General features: G+C 43.4%; 14 protein-coding genes and 2 pseudogenes. 1 reads left to right on the top strand and 15 read right to left on the bottom strand.

The window, feature by feature from the left end; translation table 11 throughout:
- The first annotated feature begins 48 nt into the window (after positions 1 to 48).
- Positions 49 to 993: an AEC family transporter gene (locus ABCM67_RS06260; protein WP_021652936.1), complete on the top strand. Its 945-nt coding sequence runs from the start codon at positions 49 to 51 to the stop codon at positions 991 to 993.
- A gap of 182 nt (positions 994 to 1,175) precedes the next feature.
- On the opposite strand, the gene ABCM67_RS06265 is transcribed toward ABCM67_RS06260, so the two are convergent.
- From ABCM67_RS06265 to ABCM67_RS06335, 15 genes and pseudogenes are all read right to left on the bottom strand, one after another.
- Positions 1,176 to 1,985, bottom strand: a complete 810-nt coding sequence (locus tag ABCM67_RS06265; protein WP_022426518.1) for a Cof-type HAD-IIB family hydrolase — start codon at positions 1,983 to 1,985, stop codon at positions 1,176 to 1,178.
- Between the two features lie 17 nt (positions 1,986 to 2,002).
- Positions 2,003 to 3,271 carry a M18 family aminopeptidase gene (locus ABCM67_RS06270; RefSeq protein ID WP_022426517.1) on the bottom strand — a complete coding sequence of 423 codons (1,269 nt, stop codon included), beginning with the start codon at positions 3,269 to 3,271 and terminating at the stop codon, positions 2,003 to 2,005.
- Positions 3,272 to 3,355: 84 nt separating this feature from the next.
- Complete coding sequence (locus tag ABCM67_RS06275; RefSeq protein WP_342992619.1) at positions 3,356 to 4,414, bottom strand: FUSC family protein; 1,059 nt, start codon at positions 4,412 to 4,414, stop codon at positions 3,356 to 3,358.
- Positions 4,415 to 4,636: 222 nt separating this feature from the next.
- Positions 4,637 to 5,281 (bottom strand): annotated as a pseudogene (locus ABCM67_RS06280) (peptidoglycan-binding domain-containing protein); the annotation flags it as partial.
- 65 nt (positions 5,282 to 5,346) lie between these two features.
- The gene (locus tag ABCM67_RS06285) at positions 5,347 to 6,243 is read right to left on the bottom strand and encodes an N-acetylmuramoyl-L-alanine amidase (protein WP_342992675.1); all 897 of its coding nucleotides are present in this window, start codon (positions 6,241 to 6,243) and stop codon (positions 5,347 to 5,349) included.
- A 39-nt stretch (positions 6,244 to 6,282) separates the two neighbouring features.
- Positions 6,283 to 6,774 (bottom strand): annotated as a pseudogene (locus ABCM67_RS06290) (glucosaminidase domain-containing protein); the annotation flags it as partial.
- Between the two features lie 19 nt (positions 6,775 to 6,793).
- Positions 6,794 to 7,501 (bottom strand): phage antirepressor, encoded by a 708-nt coding sequence (locus ABCM67_RS06295; protein ID WP_342992620.1) that lies wholly within the window; start codon positions 7,499 to 7,501, stop codon positions 6,794 to 6,796.
- Between the two features lie 35 nt (positions 7,502 to 7,536).
- The gene (locus tag ABCM67_RS06300) at positions 7,537 to 7,869 is read right to left on the bottom strand and encodes a ribonuclease (RefSeq protein ID WP_342992621.1); all 333 of its coding nucleotides are present in this window, start codon (positions 7,867 to 7,869) and stop codon (positions 7,537 to 7,539) included.
- On the bottom strand, positions 7,859 to 8,173 hold the full coding sequence (locus tag ABCM67_RS06305) for a hypothetical protein (protein ID WP_342992622.1): 315 nt from the start codon (positions 8,171 to 8,173) through the stop codon (positions 7,859 to 7,861). The genes ABCM67_RS06300 and ABCM67_RS06305 overlap by 11 nt, the downstream gene beginning before the upstream one ends.
- A 105-nt stretch (positions 8,174 to 8,278) precedes the next feature.
- Positions 8,279 to 8,578, bottom strand: a complete 300-nt coding sequence (locus ABCM67_RS06310; protein ID WP_270486429.1) for a hypothetical protein — start codon at positions 8,576 to 8,578, stop codon at positions 8,279 to 8,281.
- Between the two features lie 15 nt (positions 8,579 to 8,593).
- Positions 8,594 to 14,050, bottom strand: coding sequence for an alanine-zipper protein (locus ABCM67_RS06315; protein WP_342992623.1), 5,457 nt, complete (start codon positions 14,048 to 14,050; stop codon positions 8,594 to 8,596).
- 12 nt (positions 14,051 to 14,062) lie between these two features.
- Entirely contained in the window at positions 14,063 to 14,455 is a 393-nt protein-coding gene (locus ABCM67_RS06320) for a hypothetical protein (protein WP_342992624.1), read from the bottom strand.
- Positions 14,452 to 14,712 carry a hypothetical protein gene (locus tag ABCM67_RS06325; RefSeq protein ID WP_342992625.1) on the bottom strand — a complete coding sequence of 87 codons (261 nt, stop codon included), beginning with the start codon at positions 14,710 to 14,712 and terminating at the stop codon, positions 14,452 to 14,454. Before ABCM67_RS06325 ends, ABCM67_RS06320 begins: the two co-directional genes overlap by 4 nt.
- A gap of 12 nt (positions 14,713 to 14,724) precedes the next feature.
- Complete coding sequence (locus tag ABCM67_RS06330; RefSeq protein WP_118625571.1) at positions 14,725 to 15,090, bottom strand: hypothetical protein; 366 nt, start codon at positions 15,088 to 15,090, stop codon at positions 14,725 to 14,727.
- 12 nt (positions 15,091 to 15,102) lie between these two features.
- Positions 15,103 to 18,651: a hypothetical protein gene (locus ABCM67_RS06335; protein WP_342992626.1), complete on the bottom strand. Its 3,549-nt coding sequence runs from the start codon at positions 18,649 to 18,651 to the stop codon at positions 15,103 to 15,105.
- Between the last annotated feature and the right edge of the window lie 27 nt (positions 18,652 to 18,678).

The following is an 18,678-nucleotide window of genomic DNA, read 5'->3' on the forward strand; positions in this document are numbered from 1 at the left end:
TTTGGATATAATAAACAGAGAAATTTTACCACAGGGAGGCTTTCTTTTATGGACAATCTTATTTTCTGTCTGAATGTTACCGTGCCCATCTTTCTTACACTGCTCCTGGGATATTTTTTCCGGAGGATCGGACTGTTTGATGAAACATTTGTCAATCGTATGAACAAATTTGTGTTTGTCATCCCCCTGCCTGTGCTTCTGTTTCAGGACATCGCTAAAATCGATATCTATGAGGCCTGGGATCCCAAGATGGTTCTTTTCTGTTTTGCGATCACATCTCTCAGTATTATGATCTCCGTGCTCCTGTCCCGTTTTCTCCACCCTTCCGATATCCGGGGCGAGTTTATCCAGGCATCCTACCGCAGCAGCGCAGCGATCCTTGGTATCGCCATTATCCAGAACCTTTACGGAAATGCAGGTATGGCACCACTGATGATCATTGCCAGCGTCCCTCTTTACAATGTAATGGCTGTTGTAGTTCTCTCTGTCTTTAAACCAGGTCAGGGAAAAATAGATGGTACCGTTCTGAAGCGCACTTTAAAGGGAATTGTCACCAATCCCATCATTCTCGGCATTGCAGCCGGTACACTCTGGTCCCTTCTTCGTCTTCCATTTCCGAAGATCCTGGACTCTACGGCAGGCAATCTTGCAAAAACCGCCACTCCTCTTGGCCTCATGGCTATGGGCGGATCTCTGCACTTCGGAAAAGCCTTTTCCCGGCTGAAAGCATCTGTTGCCTGTACATTTATGAAACTTGTCGGTTATGAAGCACTTTTTCTTCCTCTTGCCATCCGTTGCGGTTTTACAAAGGACAAGCTGGTTTCCATCATTATCATGCTGGGGTCTGCCAGCACCGTTACCTGCTTTGTCATGGCAAAAAACATGGGACATGAGGGCTCTTTTTCTTCGGGAGTCGTGCTTCTTACCACATTATTCAGTGCCTTTACCCTGACACTCTGGCTGTTTATCTGCAAAGGTCTGGGACTGATCTGATATTGCAGCTTCTGCATATTATCTACCCGGAAAAATCTGTAACATAAAATGCTGTAAGAACTATGATTTCTGGTTCTTACAGCATTTTTTTATAAAAGCATATTCACATAAAGCTATCATTTCTGATGTGGATGTTTCTGTTCTTACAATCTCATAGCCTACAAAACAAACGAAGCATTCTCTCAGATCAGCTTCAGATATTTCAAGCCATCCCGAATGCCGTAGTGGAACATATCAGACGTAACATAATCTGCCAGTTCTTTGATCTTCGGAGAAGCATTTCCCATGGCAACCTTTATTGCAGCGTATTCAAACATGGCAAGATCATTGTTGCTGTCTCCAAAAACAACGGTATTCTCCCACGAAATATCAAACAGGCGGATCACAGTTGCGATCCCAACAGCCTTGTTAAAGCCCTTTGGCACCAGTTCAATGGTATTTCCCACAAACGAACTGCTGCCTTCATGGCGGATGATATCATAGTATTCTGACAAAATGGATAACGCTGCCTCCGCATCACATCCCTCCGTCATTTTTGCACTGATCTTATTGATCCGCATACAATCCTCATTTCCACGGATAGGCCTCCATTTATCGCCCAGGGATTCTGTGATCAGACTGGCATACCAGTTCACTTCATCGGTATACTCCTCTTTGTCATAATACATAAAATCCGCGCCTTCCATTACCGGGATCAGTCCGTATTTTCTAAGAACCTCCACAGAAAGCTTTGCAACCTCCGGCGTCATCTCTTTATTAAAAAGTCTCTTCCCGTCCTTCTCAATGGTGGATCCGCAGGCACTGATCATTCCCGTAAAAGGGATCTGCTCCAGATACCAGGATACAAACGCACGACTTCTTCCTGTGCAGAGCCACGCTTCATGTCCGTTATCTACCAGCGCACGGATGGCTTCTATGGCACTGTCCGGCACTCCTTTTTTCATATCACAGACTGTTCCGTCCGCATCAAAAAATACTGCTTTTCTGCTCATTTTCCTGTCCTCCGATATCACCTGTAAAATACCTTTGCCGCACGGATCAGGCTTTCCGTATCTTTCACTCCGGCTGTTTCATAAGCGGAATGCATCGCCAGCTGCGGCAGACCGATATCGACCGTATTTATGGCTGCCTGGGTATTGGAAATATTTCCCAGAGTGGAACCACCGGCAATATCAGAACGGTTCACAAATGTCTGATATGGCACATCTGCTTCTCTGCAGAGTTCCTTGAAGATTGCTGTGGAAATCCCATCGGTACAATATTTCTGATTGGCATTATATTTGATCACAATTCCACCATTCATCACCGGACGGTTTACAGGATCTGCCTTGTCTGTATAATTCGGATGTAATGCATGTGCATTGTCCGCAGAGATCATAAAGCTCTCTGCAAGGGCCATCAGATAACTTTCCTGATCTCCGCCAAGGGCCAGATTGATACGAAACAGTACATCTTTAAGAAATGTGGATGCAGCTCCCTGCCTGGTAGTGCTTCCCACTTCTTCATTATCCAGTACACAGTGGACTGCAATGACCTTCTTCTTATCTGCCTGAAGAAAGCCTTCCATTGAAGCGAAAGCACACTGCAGATCATCTAATCTTGGACTGGAAACAAATTCATTCCTGGATCCCCAGATCGTTCCGGGCATCCGGTTATAGAGAAACAGATCATGGCCCAGGATATCCTCCGGACGGATCTCTGCCTCTTCTGCCAGCATCCGCATGAAGTTTCCTTTTTCGCCACTGCCACTGTACAATGGAAGCATATCCTTCTGGACATTATAATGATAGCCTCCGTTAATATCTCGGTTCATATGGATCGCAAGGCTCGGGATCATGACCAGATCTCTATCAATATCTACAAGCTTTTCCAGAATTTTTCCGTTTTTGTGGACGATCATGCGACCTGCCACAGAAAGGGGACGGTCAAACCAGGTAGAAAGGATCATTCCTCCGTACCGCTCCACATTCAGCTTCACATAAGCTCCGTTTACAGACATCTCCGGATTTTCTTTTATTTTAAAAGACGGGGAGTCACTGTGACTTGCAATGATATGATATCTCCTGCAATCATTGACAGGAATGGAAAATCCGATGATCGCGGAATGATTTCTCATGACAAAATATTTTCCGCCCTTTTCCAGCTCCCAGCGCTCCTCTTCCTTCAATTCTGTAAAGCCTTCCTCCAAAAAACGTCTTCTTGTTTCCTCTGCCGCCTGAAAGGCTGTAGGACTTTTACTGATAAATTCCAGCAGTTTTTCTGTTGTTTCTTCGTACATAATCTTCTCCTCTGTCGGCCCGGTAATATCCAGGCTGTTATGCTATTACCCATTATACGGCAAAACTTTTTTCAGGGCAATATCTCAGATTTCTGCACTCTTTCGTACCCACATATGCTGCACAAGCTTATCCCCAAGCTTATTTGCGAGCATAGTATAAATTGAACTAAATACATTGGCTCCAATACGGAGCAGCACTGCTGCCGGCATTCCAAACAGTCCTGATGCAATGGACAGTGCCCCAAATGTATTAAATGCAGTCTGCCACGCATAACCTGCGGAATATCCCACACCGATTCCTCCGATCATTCCAATATAGGGATACATAGATTCCGGAAGTATCAGATAAAGCACTGCAAACAAAATACATCCAACGATATTGAACATCCCCCTTTTTCCGGCTCTTCCCTTGCAGTCCTCGGTAAACGGCAAGCACACGGACATACAAGCAATTCCGGCCCACATTGCTCTTGGAAGTCCCAAAAGAGACATGATCAGCATAGCGCTGGAAACGATCAGCGTCAGTCTTAAATACCACCTGTCTCTTGCAGAATGCAGGTCAAATTCCCGGAACAGGTCCAGAAACGTCCTGCGATACGGGCGGTTTTTCTGATTCTTATAAAAAACTACCATGCAGAGAACCATTCCGGCCAAAAGCCCCTCTACACGAAGCAGATACGCCTTTCCGGTTACGTCATATCCCATCAGAAGCAGATATCCGAGAACAAATGTGGAATGGTTATACATAATTACATTATGGCATCCCAGGATCATCAGTAACAGGATGCTTATCGCATTAACAAAAAATGCCGGTACCGGTGAAACCATGTTGGATAATCTCGGTCCTGCGATCAGAATACAGAAAATCCCGGCAATGGACAACAATCCGTGGGACGTCCGGATCCCGAAATCCGCCTGTCTTAAAACCAGCACTGCCAGCAGTACGGTTACTCCTACAACACTGTTGTCATTGCCGGTTATCTTACTGTACAATGTCACAACCGCCACACAAAATGCCATGACAAGATACACTTTAAAATTATAGATCAGAATATGCCTTCTTTTCTCCTTTTTGTCTGTGGTATTTCTGATCAGCTGTTTTGATCCGGTTGAGCTTAACTGCAGTTCCTGATAAAATGTCATTTTCATCACTCCTTTTGTAAAACAGACATTCTCATTTCGCTTTTTTCACATGCTCATAAACGCAATCTCTTTACAATTTACGTTCAAAGATACAAACAGCCATTATACTTGGTTTATTCTGAAACGTCAAATATTTTTTCTGAAATCATGTTCACGCATTACACCTCAGCCCCGATCAGATCACTCCGAAAATGGCCAGGAACATTTTTATTATTTTTATATTTACTGCAGCTCCGCTATCCTGGTCACTGCTACATAAATGTCCTGTATCTTATACCAGGTTGGATAATCCACCACTCCGGATGCGGGAAGTCCGAATATATTCTGGAATTTTTTTACAGATGCAGCAGTAGCCGGACCATAAATACCATCCACGATCACTGACGGGATGGCAGGATAGGCTTTTGCTATGGCATTAAGCTGTTCCTGGATCTGCTGTACCTTTTCTCCGGTAACACCGATAGTCAGGTCATATCCCGGCCAGGATGCGGGAATCCCGGAAACTGCTTCCGCCACATTGATATACATATCGTTTCCATAGAAGCTCCGCAGGATCTCAATGGCGGAATATCCCTGATCTCCCAGAGCTTTGCTTCCCCACTGGGTCATCCATCCCCGGTCCCTGCACTGCACCTGGCGTCCGTCACAGTACTGGGTCAGGATCGGCTGACGCACATTCGGTCTGGAAAGGTAGTTTTCAAAAAGTTCATCCACGATCCGGTCTATACTCTCAAAAATATTCCTGCCATGGATCCATTTGTGGTCGTATGCTGTGGAGGATGTAATGGTGAAATCATAACCCTTATTCCGGTACCACTCTGTATAAACTCTGTTCAGAGTAAACGACATGATTGCCAGAACATTGGCACATAAATGATGATACAATATCCGTCCGGCAGTGGGTACCTGCCGGACTTTTTTATAATAGGAAGTTATTTTGTCTTTGCCTTCACATGTTCAATCACCTTTTTCCAGGAATCAATACCGCAGGTTCCACTTGTTTTTACGCCTGTATTTTTCTGGAAAACTTTCAGAGATGCTTCTGTATCGTCTCCGAAATGGCCATCCACAGTAACACCAAGTACAGACTGCAGCACAGAAACTGCAACGCCGGAATTCCCTTTCCTGATGATTGGAAGCTGGGTCTCAAACTTTCCCGTCAGAACTACTGCCTTTTTTGAAGTCTGTACCGGATACACTGCTTTTCCGTTCCAGTCATAGATGGTGTATCCCTGTTTCCACTCTTTCTTTGCATTCTCAAGGCTCTTGTATGCTCCGATCTGGCTCTTGCTATCAGCCCAGGACTTTCTTGTGCGATAGTACTTATCTACCGTCGGTGTGGCGGTCTTAGCTCCGATCAGCTGCTTGAACCGGTTCCAGTCACCTTTTGCACGGATCGCTGACGGGCAGTTCTTTGCGCATACATCATAATGCTGCACAACTCTGTCAGCCGGGATTCCCAGCTGTTTCATAAGCTGTTTGCACACCTGGACTGTATTCTGGAAAGCTTTCTCATAGTTATAGCCCGCCTGGACGCACATCTCGATTCCTACTGAATTTCTGTTGTTGACAGTACCGAACAGCCGACCGCCGTAGTTGACGCCCACGTGCCATGCTCCACGGTTGTACGGAAGCGCCTGATACGCTTCTGTATCATCCACATATACATGTGCGGAATATCCCTTAAAGTTGCCATCATGCTGTGCTTTTGCATGCGCTTTCGCATTTGCACCCTTGGCATAGTTATCCGTGTTGTGAATTACGATATATGCCGGTTTCTGACCTGCATAGCTGTTATTGTTACTAATAAGGCTTGTGTTGATATTCATGGTATTACTCTCCTTTTCTGTTTTTGATGTCTTGATAGATAATATGCTATTCAAAATGCTGATGATTTTCTGGCCATAATTCCGACCAGCTGCCCAGCCCTGTCCTTTGGGGTTTTCCTGGATGCCAAGGTGCTCGACATACTCTGCACAGCCTCTGTTGACGTATGTATAGCGCGGATCCACACATCGGTTCTTCAACCGGTTCGTGGAAGCATAGGCCTGCAGGTGCTGTATCTGGGCCCGGATGCCCTCTGCCGGGGTTTTGAAGCTGTTGCCTCTCATACCGGTTTTGGTCACACCAAGGCCGCAGAAATTGTTCTGGCTGAGTGTTACTGCCGATCCGCTGAACGCGAAGTTTCCGGTTTCCAGACAGGACTGGGCAAAAGCAATGTCACCACGGACACCTTCCGCTGCCCCTTCTGTGATGTATAATGGAATCATCTTGATGACCGAATCGGACACCTTTGGATTTATTTTTCTGATATAAGCCCGCATCTGTTCAATACCGGCCTGTGATTTTCCAATGATCTTTAGCATATCTTCTCTCCTCTCAGGCAGCTTTCCGGAACAAACTCAGGATAAATTCTCTGCCCATCTGTGTGATGCGTCTGTGATAGATCACTCTTCCGGAATCCAGTACTTCCTGTTTAATCTCCTCGTATCCCAGATTACTGTACCTGGAATACATCACCCAGGTTCCATTTACCTGGTACTGGATCTTCTTTTCTGCCAGAATCCTGTTCAACTGTGTTGCAGATCTTAATCCCAATTCCTTGGCGATCTCTGTCACTGTGTAGGTTTTGTTTACGTGCATGAGGATAGCGTTCTTTCTCTCTGCTTCTACCCTGGCAGCACGTTCTTCCTTTAACTTTGTCAGTAGTTCAATACCAAAATCCGGATTGTTCAGGATGTTATCGATCACGTTGTCAGTTGCATACAGGCCGTGTTTATGGATAGATGGCAGTACTTCTGATGTAACCCACTTTTTGAAACGTTTTGCAGACGGAAGTTTGCTGGAAAGGATCAGGCTGTAAAGACCGGATTCATTAATTACTGTTAAATCCTGTGCTCCTCCAGGGGTGTCGCATTTTGCTACATCCTTATCCTCCTCATCCACATGTTTACTTATTGCATCTCTCGGATTGTTATATCCAAGGATCTCTGCTACATCTCTGGCAACAAAATACGGTTTTTTATTCACCATTACAACACGCACGGAACCAATCTCTGCGTTCCTGAAAATCTCCATTTCTTTCATGATTTTCTCCTTTCAGATTTAAAAAAAGAGGACGATCACTCGCCCTCTGAATCCTTGTATTTTGTTCTGTCCCAGATGCCTTTTACTTTTTCCCATCCTCCGGTTGCTACCAGATATACAATAAATGCAGCGATAAAAGAAGCAAATACATAATACCAGGTAATCACCACCTTGTAGTATGTACATAACCCTGTCAGTGTTACTGGGCAGAGGACCAGTGATGCCGCAAGAGCCACCACGCTGGTGGGAATCTTTTTCAGCCCCGGAAGATCTTTGATCACCTGCACAATAATCGATACAATAAAGGCCAGGCCACCGATCAGTGCCATGGCATAGGTTACAATCTGCATGATCTCATTAATGTTCATGTCCATTCTCCTTCTTTTTTAAATGCAATTCATCAATTTCCTGTTTCATTTTTGTCACCATACTATTCCCACCTAGCTCATGGTATGCCTGATACATTTCGTCAAAATTTTCATACGCATAGGAAGGGATACTGCCCTCTTTCATGTACTTTGTGTGATATTCGATCAACTGTACACGGAGAAGCAGCATAGTTCCCTTACTGTTTGCATCCCGGTCCTTCTTCTGGTTCTTCAAAAGCCAGATGATATACCCTAAGATTATGGGCAGGACAATAGTATAGGTCTGCATAAATATTTCTTTCAATCATTCACGCTTTCTCCGGTTGCGCCGGCGCAATTTTAAGTATAAAAATAAGAGCCTTGCGGCTCTGCTCTGATTTTCATAAATAAATCTTTTCTATCCTTTCAATCAAACACTGTTATTCTTATCTTCGAAAACATCTTCCGCTCCTTCGAACTCCGGAAGGGTTTTGAGATATTCATATGCTTCCTTGATACTCAGATCGCTAAATTTCTCAGTTTCATAGGTGACAATTTTCTGATAAGGTTGTTGAATCTCTCCAGCAAGTTGTTTCTTCCTGATTTTTTCTGAAATCAGAGAAATCACGGAAATAGAGCAATGACTGTTTACAGTATTGGATACATACAGGATGCGATGATATTCAGTAGTTACACCATCGTCCTGGATTACTTTCTTTTTTAACGCCATTTTGATTCTCCTTTTTTAATCGAAGCTTATCTTTATACTGGCTGTGATAGCGCAAGTATCATTATTTACAATTTTTGAAATTTCATTGTCAGTAAAACCTTCATTACTACCCATTACTATTTTAGCTCTAACATTCAATCCGTTACGCCCTCCTATAACTGTAGCTGTATACGATGACGGTTTTATAGGTTTTGAAGCAGTCGAGCCATATATATATTTTCCATTTTGCCGAATCGTGAGCCCATTTATGCTTGATATCGAAACTAGGGTGGACATAATTGGTCGGGATAATGGAATAAGAAATATGACTTCCTGTTTATTTGATGTAACATATCCATTTACATAAAACTCCATATTTATTACGTCGTCAGCGCGGTAATATGGTCTTAACGTACCGCTAAACTTACCGCCGTTGGGACGATCCAGTGTATATTCGCCGAATTTAATAATAAAATCCCCTGGCGTTATTATTCCGTTTCTAACAAATGCATAGCCATCATCAACTGCGAACCAGGGATAATCCCCAATAGTATTTGTATTACTTCCAACCACAAGCGGGCAATCTGAATAAGTATATTGCATATTACTGCTTAATGGATATCCTATTCGTACTCGTTCGCCAAATTCAGCCTTATTTCCGATTTGAATTCCATTTTTAGTCGGTTTCATCAAAATATTTCCAAACTTCAAGCTGCTCTCGATCTCTCCGGAATTGATATGGAATACCTTTCCTGTGATCCAGGCAGTTGCGTCGGAATCTGGTTTTATGGCGGTGTCGCTGGTGCCTTTGAACTGGATGGAATCGTTGGTGATTTTCAATTTGTTTTTGGAATTGGAATGACCAAGTAAAATATTGCCACTTTCAAGAGTGATATATTTCTGATAAGTTCCAACTTCGGCACCGTCAACCATTGTGGCTGTTTTCCATTTAAACGCCCAATCGTTGTATGTTTTCACAAATTCAGAACTTATATCCACGTCTTTTTTCAGACCAGAGGCTAACGTGTAAGCATCTTCTGCCGTAGTTCGATATGCCAGTGACTGCTCAACACCATTCGTTGGCTTTGTGTCTTGTTTTGTAAAATTTGGATTCCATCCGCTGTAAACACCAGATATGGTGTAATTTCCACTCCAGTATAGCCATGGAAGATATGTCCAGACTTCACACACATTTGACGCAGTTGCTCGTACACTAACCAGAAGGTCTTTAGTGTTCTGTCGTGTAACGCTTGCTCCAAATGCCGCCGTCGTACTTGCTTTGTCCTGCCACCCATCTTTTATGATGATCTCGGCTTGAGAATTTTGACTTTCCATTCCGTTGAAACCGTTTCCGGTCTGAAGAGTAATAACGACAACTGAAGCATCGCCAGCGGATGTGAGTGTTCCAAGTCGAACCCATTGCGCTTTGCCGTTTGCCCCGCCAAAAGAATAACTCTTTGTCGCAATCTTATTTAAAGCATTTACTGAAGAATTGGCATTATCTGCTGATTTCTGGGCCGTGTCGATTTTATTATCCACGTCTTCAGGTGCAGGCGTCCAGTCTGTCGGAACGGTTCCGAACTCGCCTTTCACATTTCGGATCTTGAATTTAATCGGAGATTTTGCGTCTGTAGTAATGATACCCCAGTTCGATGAAGCGTCAAATATATCATATGAAACATCTGTTCTGGGCGTGTACGAGAACCATACTCTTTGCCATTTATTGGCTACCAACGAATGATCTGAAGATTTACGCAAGGACACACTATCATTGTCATTACCGGTCCCACTCGGCATTCCGTCGAAACCGTTATTTATATCAGCGTTCCAAATGCAGGCAACTTCAGGATTTACTTCCAGACTGATTATATATGTGTATCCTCGTGGAATGTAGATTTTCTTCACGCCAGTATCGAAATAAATTCCTCGACCCCATGAATTGGAACCAATCGGAGCCACACAAGTCCAGGTGTTTGATGTTTTATCATAAGAAAATGTTGATAATCCATTACAGTTTTTGATCATCCCTACGGGAATTAAGTTTCTTCCACCGATTTTTATATTACCAATCATACTCTCAGCATCTTCTGGAGCTGGAGACCAATCCGTAGCAATGTTACCTTCTTCAAGTTTCAATCCGTATATTAAAAAGGCCGTATCCGTATCGCATTCAAATCGACATGTGGATATCGTAGCATTTCCGCTATTGAACGTTACTGAAACTCTTTTGTAATCGGTAGTGCCTACTTGAGAGTTTAGTATGCTACCTGACTGTGGAGAAGCATTATCATAAAATCTAAGGTTGCTTGTTTTCGTGGAATCTTCCCATTTTATGTAAGCAGACAGCGTATAATACGTGTTGGGTTTAATAGTAACTCTTTGGCTAGCATCGACCCATGCATTAGCTATTCGTTGAACGCCAAATCCGTTCACTATAGTATGAGGGACATTCGTATAAACTTGGTAGCCGTTGTTATTATCAACCCAGAATGTATCATTTAGAGTATCATATTCTTTTGTTTTTTTCCAAAGATTTCTTCCGCCAACTTTCAGATTGTCAATTTTATTATTCGCACTATCAGCAGTATTTTTGGCAGCATTTGCCGTGGACGCTGCATTGGACGCGGTTGATTTTGCTGTGTTTGCTGTACTGTTTGCAGTATTTGCTGTAGATACGGCATTACTTGCGTTGGCGTTTGCGTTATTGATTGCGTTTGCCAAGACGGGATTTGTTGTGGTTGTGTTTCCATTGCTGAATGTGATGTGTGATCTTGTCCAGATATATTTTCCGGACTCCCAGTTGGGCTGAGTATCGGACCATGAACCACCGGTCTGAGCAGTATTTGATGTTGATTTATACCACTGATCTTTAATGGCGGTAACGCTCACGCCCTGAGGACCAGTAGAACCAGGGTTTCCCTGTGGTCCTTGAGCACCTGTCTCTCCTTTAGGCCCAGTTGGTCCCTGAGGTCCGGTAGCTCCTTTGTCACCTTTCGGTCCCTGAGCGCCCGTGTTTCCATATACAGCCAGTAATAACACTGTCGTTTGATTCGTGTTATTCGTATAGTTGATTACTTCTTTCTGCCATAAATACTTATTCGTAGCATCAAGGGTGGGCATCGTGGTCGATGTGATGTTTCCTGCGCTAGGCGCTGTCTGAGATGTTGTCCTGGCATAATAATAAGTTATCGACTTGATACCGTTACCGGCAGCACCCTGAGCTCCGGTATTTCCGGTTTCCCCTTTTTCACCCTTGATCAGCGACCAAGAATAGTCTGAGTAAGACGTGCTTTCAGTTCCTGTTGTTTTATTATACGCAAAACCAATATACTTCTTGCCGCTTGGATTATCGGACATACCAGAAGTAGGTGAATCAGCATATTTGACCCATGTATAATATGTTTTACCATCAGCGCCTTTCACTCCTTGGATGCCCTGTGGTCCCTGAGGTCCAGTAGCACCTTTCGGTCCCTGCGGTCCAGTTTCACCTTTGGGTCCGGCGGCACCTTGTGGACCACGAGCGCCCTGGGCTCCGGTATTACCGGTTATACATACTCCGTTTTCAGAAGGCGTGAATTCGGTACGATCATCTCCATAGGTTACGAAATTTCGTCTCCAAATATACTTACCCTCTATCCATGTGGGCGGATTATTACTCCATGAACCACCAACTAATGATGTTGGGGATGTGGATAAATAAAACTGTTCGAGTGTTGATTTGACTGTATTATCTACTGTGGCTGCTTCTTTTGAACCAATCCGGAAATTGCTGACATTGATGTCCAATATATCCGTCACTGGATTAAACTCCAACGATGAATTTTTGCCTTTAAGTTTAAATATACCATCGGCATACATCTGAATTGGAGATTCTTTCTTACTTGTAAGAGCTCCGTCACCAAGCCCAAAACCGGTGGTGGAAATGTACACACCGCTCGTTGGATCATTAATAGCCAGCTTGCCACTATAGATGGCATTTTGACTCATATCAAACTGAGCAATCTTAGCCTGGAATGCAGATAGGTCAACAACATCTATAGAAGCAGCCTGGATCTTCTGACCATTCACTTCTGCTTCAGATACGCCATTTGCGATGTTGATTGCTTTGACAATAGAGTCCTGACCATCCGGACCGGTGATGATAAGGCGCTCTGTCTTAATCGTACCGGCTACAATAGAATCTGCATTGATAGACTTGATCTTCGCTGCTTCAATCGTCGCATCAGCAATCTTAGCGTTCGTTACAGCGCCTTCATGGATTGCTGCTGAGCCAATGGACCCGTCCTTTAGGACGCCTTTTTCAATCCAAGCGTTATTTACATTTGCGAGATCGATATTTGCTTTTTTAGCATTAATTTCCTCAGCATTTTCTTTAACTACATCCAGTTCCTTAATAGATGCATACGTGATTTTTGCAGTCTCCACATCCAGTTTGTTAATCATCGCTCTGTCAATCATTACCAACTGTGCGTAATACCGTTCCATTTCTTTTGTCTGTGGGCCTTTATAATCTGCATTGGTTTCTTCTTCTGACAGGCCGACAGCTTCAACTGAATATGTAAGACCGCCATCGTATTCCCAATCCAGTTTCATGATAGGAACCTTATATGTGTTTCCAGACAGATCTGCTACGGTCAGGATATCCCAAGGATCCAGTCGGGGATCTCCCATCATTTTCAATGTACCTGGCATATAGGAGAAATTTTTGAAAGATGCCAGGATATTATTGAGGACTGTTTGTGTCATGAACGGATTGGAAAAAGACACGGATCTCGCTCCGGATCCTGAAAAGATTGATATGCTTTTTCCATTTTTATCTTGTCCCGTAAAACATACAAATTTTGAAACATCAAAAGCATAATCATTATGTTCAAATTTTCCCCAGTACCGGCTCGTCTTTACCTTATAATCTGAATCCACATAGGTATGCAGCTCGATCTGACCTCTACGGTTACAAACAGCAAACGCGCCATGAAGCTGCGCCACATAAGAAAGGACTTCCCTGCAGCTATATCCTTTCGGCACTTTTATGGATATCGCAGTTAATCCGGATGTCACTACAGGAACACCTGTGATATCCGCAATCTGCTTTAGTACTGCCACTGTATTTGTGGTTGTGCCATTCATGGAAAACGTCCGCTCTGTGTTCATCATACGGTCGTAAGCCGTGAACGTGATCTGATCATCCGCTTTTTGGGGCTTTCCTGCTGTAAAATATCCCATGGGGATATATTCTGTTTTTCCGTTCACGTCCATACCAATCTGAAGGAGTATTTCTGTTCCTTCAACTACCAGTCCTTTGCCAGGAATTGTCACTTCTATGTACTGTGACATGGTAGAACCCAGAGAAAAATCGTCGTCTCCTTCAGAACCTCCGGTGAATTTGATACTTCGTACGGTTGTGATGGATGTTTCTCCATAGGTAAGTAAACATTTAAATGTTCTGGAATCCTGCTGTACCAAGGTTCCAAATGCAGTTGTTGACCAATACACAGGACCGCCTCCTTATTCTGTAATCATAAACTCAATGACGTCCAGTTCTTCCATAGTCAGTGGATCGTACTTTTGATCGTCATCACATTTTTCGACTACATCAATTGATACCGTGTGGATTTTCACTGCAGTTTCAATCGCTAAAAGTTCACTCATATCCTTCTCAAACTCATCTTTGTTTTCGAACACATAGCAGCTATCCTTGACAAGATATTCTCCCTTTTTGTCCTTTTTCGCATATCTGGCAATAAGTTCTTCTCTTTCCTCCATGTATGCAGTCGCCGCTTCCTGAACTGCTACCATGTTTTTCTTAATCGCATACGCCAGACGGACAGGCAGGTGTTTCTCTCTTAAGCCTGCACAGGTGTTAAGGAATGCTACAATCTCACTGTTCTTCATCTTCATGCTCCCTGTTCCTCCGTATCAGTATCTTTTGCAGTGTCTACCGTCCCCTGATCTTCCAGTTTCCACAGGAGCTCGTCAAATGCAGCCATATCTTTTCTGCATTCTGCTTTGTTCGCCTCATACATCTCCTGGTCCTGAATGGTCTTTGTGCAGTTGCTCTTTCCGGTTTCCGGAACCTGTGCAGACATGTATACCACACTTCTTCCATCGATGATGGAGCTGTAACTGAGATTCATTGATTTTGTACCTTTTAACATGTTTGTTTCCTCCTATTTCTGAATTAGTGTTGCTCCTACTCCTTTATATGTTTTCACGCCATTAACATAACTGTATACGGGATAAGATGGTGTATTTGAATAGAATTTTTTCGTTGTTCTTGTGTTTGTTCCAGGATCTGTAAATGTTACACTAAAAAAAGCAGGACTTATTGCCGCATCAATTTTTGCGACATCAGCCCTACTAAGCATCGTCCATGTACACTCAAGTGTATACTTGATAGCAATCACATCACCAATCATTTCTGCGTTTGCAGCACGCCCTGTATTATTTGACCACACTTTTTCTTTTTTAATGGTCAATCCCCCGAGGGCCGGAGTCGGCATCGTAACTCCGTCAATAATGATATCATCTGTCACTTTACCGCCTCCTTATCCAAATACCGGATTTCCGGTCTGTTTCTGATAGTTGTTTCCTTCCTGGCGGATCACCTTAAACAATTTCTTTGCATCGCCTTCCAGATAGATGTGGAGTTCCTGTCCACGATCATTTCTGCCCTGCATGCTTTCAAAAGCATTCACAACTGCTTCAAATACACCTGCCCGGATTCCGGCAATGATCTGATTATTGTTTGCCACAGCAGAACGGTTTCCCATTCTTCCGACAAGCTCCGGTCCGGACTCTCTTGCCACGAACATTTCTCCCATACCAGGGAATCCGCCATTTGCGTACCAGCTCAGATTGAAACGTGGCAATGAAAATTTGAAGTTACCGATTTTTATAGATCCACCTTCCCAATCCCAGCCGATATGTGGCATAGGGATATGGATGCTTGAAAATCCATTTGCAAAAGTCTGAATAACATTCTGGCCAACTGTGTATAAGCTTGGAATTGCGTTTGCCACCTTGCCTGGTATATTACTTAATATTCCAGACAGAGAGCTCCAGTTATTATTCAGGCCGGTTCTCATTCCGCTTATGATATCCCTGCCTTTCGGCGTTACTTTGCTTTTGATATCTCCGATAGCGTTGAAAGATTGAGAACCGATTTTCTTTACTCTGCTCAGGAATGTTGATTCCCTTACAGCTTCCCAGCCATTTTTCAGACCGGTGATCGCAGCATTTCCTTTCCCACGTAGCCATGTTTTGGCATTTCCAAGTCTCTCTTTTGTCTGCCCTGGGAGTTTAGCAATCCAAGACAGTACAGCTGGCAATCCTGCTTTCATACCATTGAACAGGCCAGATATAACATATCCGCCCTGCGTACGCATGACTGTTGATGGTGAATGGATTCCGAAAGCTTTTTTGAATCCGTTTATGAATGGTTTAAAAATGTGTGCCTTGATCCAGGTTCCTATATCTTTAAATGACTGCACAACACCATTTTTAAAGCCTTCCCAGGTGAATTTTCCAGCTTCTGTGAAATGCTTTATAATATACTTCCTTGCATCTGCAACTGCATTTTTAAAGATACCGCCAATAAATGCGGCAAAACCTCCAAATGCAGCTCCAAGTGTTTCAAAAACTCTGTCAGCAATTCCGCTCCAGTCAATGTTTACCATCAGATCTTTTGCTTTGTTATAGATGGTGTCCCCCATGGACCACCAATCCATGTGTTCGATCGCTGAGATTGCAAAATCAAAAAAGCCTTTTATCCCATCGGATAAGGTCTGTCCTATTTTTCCAGTATCAATGGTTTTGACCGTGTTGGTTACAAGATCAGCCAGTGCAGTGCCCAAGCCTCTCCAGTTAAAGTTATGAACTGTGGTATAAAGTGCTTCCAGTCGTGTGTTAAAGCACTCTCCAACTGTTTTTCCAACTACACTCCAATTGGTTGTCGCAATCGCTGTATTCAGTGTGCTTACCAGACCAAAGACGGTATCATGTACGGTTCCTTTGATCAGATTCCAGTCAAGGCCTTCAAGAGCACCATTGATCCCATCTCCGATAGCTTTCCCAAGACTGTTCCAGTGGAAATTCTTTGCAAAGGTATCTACAAATCCAAAGGCTGTGTTCAGTCCCTTAGAGAATGTATTACCAACTAATTTCCAATCCGCAGCTTCAATAAAGCCATTCAGAAAAGTGGCAATGCTTTTTGCAATCTTGTTACAGGTATTCTGGATTTTACCCCACGGAATACGTTCCAGTGCTTCGTTGAGCTTATTGCCGACCATGGCGCCAAGTTCTGTAAAATCACCGGACTTCCAGGAATCTTTGATCAGTTTTGCGAGATCTTTGAAACGGCTCTTGATGGCCGTTGTCTGGAACATATCATTAACGCCACCAAGCGGTGATGTATCCGTTCCACTTCCTGTTCCTCCTGATCCGGAGCCGTCTGAATCATCGTTCAGCTTGTTGATCTGGTCGAATCCCAGAAGAGTGCGCTGATATTGTTTTGCTGCTTTTGATGCCGTATCTGCGTTCTTTGCATTATTCTTCAGACCCGTTGAGGTACTGTTAAGACTTGCAGCATAATCCTGATTGACTTTCTTGGCCGTGACCATGGTGGTTTTGCCTGTGAGGGCTCCCATCAGCTGGCCTATGGAATTTACCACGTTGATAACCGTCTGAATGAAACTGTTCAGAATTGGTGCTACAACATTCAGGATTGGTGCAAAGGCTGTGGCCAGTGAATTTTTGAGCTGTGTCAGAGAAGACATCAGCAGAGAAAGACTTCTGTTTGTTTCTCCACTGTACTGTGCAAGGTTCTGAAATCCCTGCTTTGCACCATCTACAGCTCCACGGATCACAAAACTTGCAAACATAAATTTTGCAGTCATTCCGATCGTCTTCAGTATACCTGTCAAGCCTCGTCCGGATGTTCCCAGACCATTGAACGAAGATTTTGTCCTGTTAAGAAACGGGATTCCGGATGTGAACTTCTGGATCAGTGCAGCATAAGCACCGGAGCATTTCCGGATCACACCGGTGAAGGAAGATGCAACGTTTCCAACACCTCCCAGAAGCTTTGTAAAGCCTCCCCAGCCCTTCGAAACAGTTGTTCCTATTCCTTTGACAAAGTTCAATGCCTGTTTCGGAAGAGATACCGGCCGCTTTACATCTGTATTTGAGGATTCCATCTGTCTTGCTTTTGTTTTATACTCTTCTACAGCTATCTTTGCTTGATCAATATCATATGTAAGGCTTTTCCATTCCTGGTTTTCTTTTGATACGCCCAAAGCTTGGAGCTTATTTTCTTTTTCGTGATAAGCATCAAGTTCTTTATTTACTTTTAAAATATCGTTTTGTAATTTTTGATAATCTTCTGTTGGCACTGTCTGAGTTGATTTTCCTGATTTTTCTAACAATTCCAACGTTTCTTCATACTCATACAACTGCGTACGAGCTTGGTCAATATCGTATATGAGACTTCTCCATTGCTTACTTTCTTTTTTTACGCCCATCGCCTCAAGTTTTTCACCTTTTTTCTCATACTTTTCTATTTCCTCATTCAAGGTTTTTACAGAATTTCTGATTTCACGATATTCGTCTGTAGGGGTTTGTTTAAAAGCAGTTCCTGACGTTTCCATTTTGGCTGCAACATCTTTGTATTCACTGAGTTTTTTTTCAGCTCGAGTAATATCAACTACAAGGCTTTTCCATTGCTGGTTCTCTTTAGATTTACCCGTGTTTTCAAATTTGTGCTGTTTTTCTTGTAGTTTTTCCAATGATTGCTGTGCTTTTGATAAATTTTTCTGCAATTCTGCATACTCTTCCGTTGGAACTTTGATGCCTGCCTTGATCTGGAAATTTTTCACAGGATTCCTGCTGAGCATTTCCCTGATCTTATTCAGAGTATTCCTTACCGGCTGTAGTGCCTTGCTTTCCATCCCCTTGAACGGATTCTTTATTTTCTCAGTTTCCTTCTGGATTTCTTCAACGCTTTTCTTTACTTCCCGCCGGCTGTTTTCCATCCCTTTTTTCAATGGTTTTGTTGTAGCTTCAATTATCACCTGCATCTTATGAAGTGTGTCTCCCATGGTCTCACCTCCTCTCTTTTTCTCAAC

Source organism: Blautia sp. 2227st1_G12_2227SCRN_220401, from assembly GCF_039062885.1.
In the GTDB taxonomy this organism is placed as follows: domain Bacteria; phylum Bacillota; class Clostridia; order Lachnospirales; family Lachnospiraceae; genus Blautia_A; species Blautia_A fusiformis.

What these genes read in the sequence shown, in the direction of transcription:
- ABCM67_RS06265 (WP_022426518.1), bottom strand. Translation starts at nt 1,985, where the DNA reads ATGAGCAGAAAAGCAGTATTTTTTGATGCGGACGGAACAGTCTGTGAT.
- ABCM67_RS06270 (WP_022426517.1), bottom strand. Translation starts at nt 3,271, where the DNA reads ATGTACGAAGAAACAACAGAAAAACTGCTGGAATTTATCAGTAAAAGT.
- ABCM67_RS06260 (WP_021652936.1), top strand. Translation starts at nt 49, where the DNA reads ATGGACAATCTTATTTTCTGTCTGAATGTTACCGTGCCCATCTTTCTT.
- ABCM67_RS06325 (WP_342992625.1), bottom strand. Translation starts at nt 14,712, where the DNA reads ATGTTAAAAGGTACAAAATCAATGAATCTCAGTTACAGCTCCATCATC.
- ABCM67_RS06300 (WP_342992621.1), bottom strand. Translation starts at nt 7,869, where the DNA reads ATGAACATTAATGAGATCATGCAGATTGTAACCTATGCCATGGCACTG.
- ABCM67_RS06295 (WP_342992620.1), bottom strand. Translation starts at nt 7,501, where the DNA reads ATGAAAGAAATGGAGATTTTCAGGAACGCAGAGATTGGTTCCGTGCGT.
- ABCM67_RS06335 (WP_342992626.1), bottom strand. Translation starts at nt 18,651, where the DNA reads ATGGGAGACACACTTCATAAGATGCAGGTGATAATTGAAGCTACAACA.
- ABCM67_RS06320 (WP_342992624.1), bottom strand. Translation starts at nt 14,455, where the DNA reads ATGAAGATGAAGAACAGTGAGATTGTAGCATTCCTTAACACCTGTGCA.
- ABCM67_RS06285 (WP_342992675.1), bottom strand. Translation starts at nt 6,243, where the DNA reads ATGAATATCAACACAAGCCTTATTAGTAACAATAACAGCTATGCAGGT.
- ABCM67_RS06310 (WP_270486429.1), bottom strand. Translation starts at nt 8,578, where the DNA reads ATGGCGTTAAAAAAGAAAGTAATCCAGGACGATGGTGTAACTACTGAA.
- ABCM67_RS06275 (WP_342992619.1), bottom strand. Translation starts at nt 4,414, where the DNA reads ATGACATTTTATCAGGAACTGCAGTTAAGCTCAACCGGATCAAAACAG.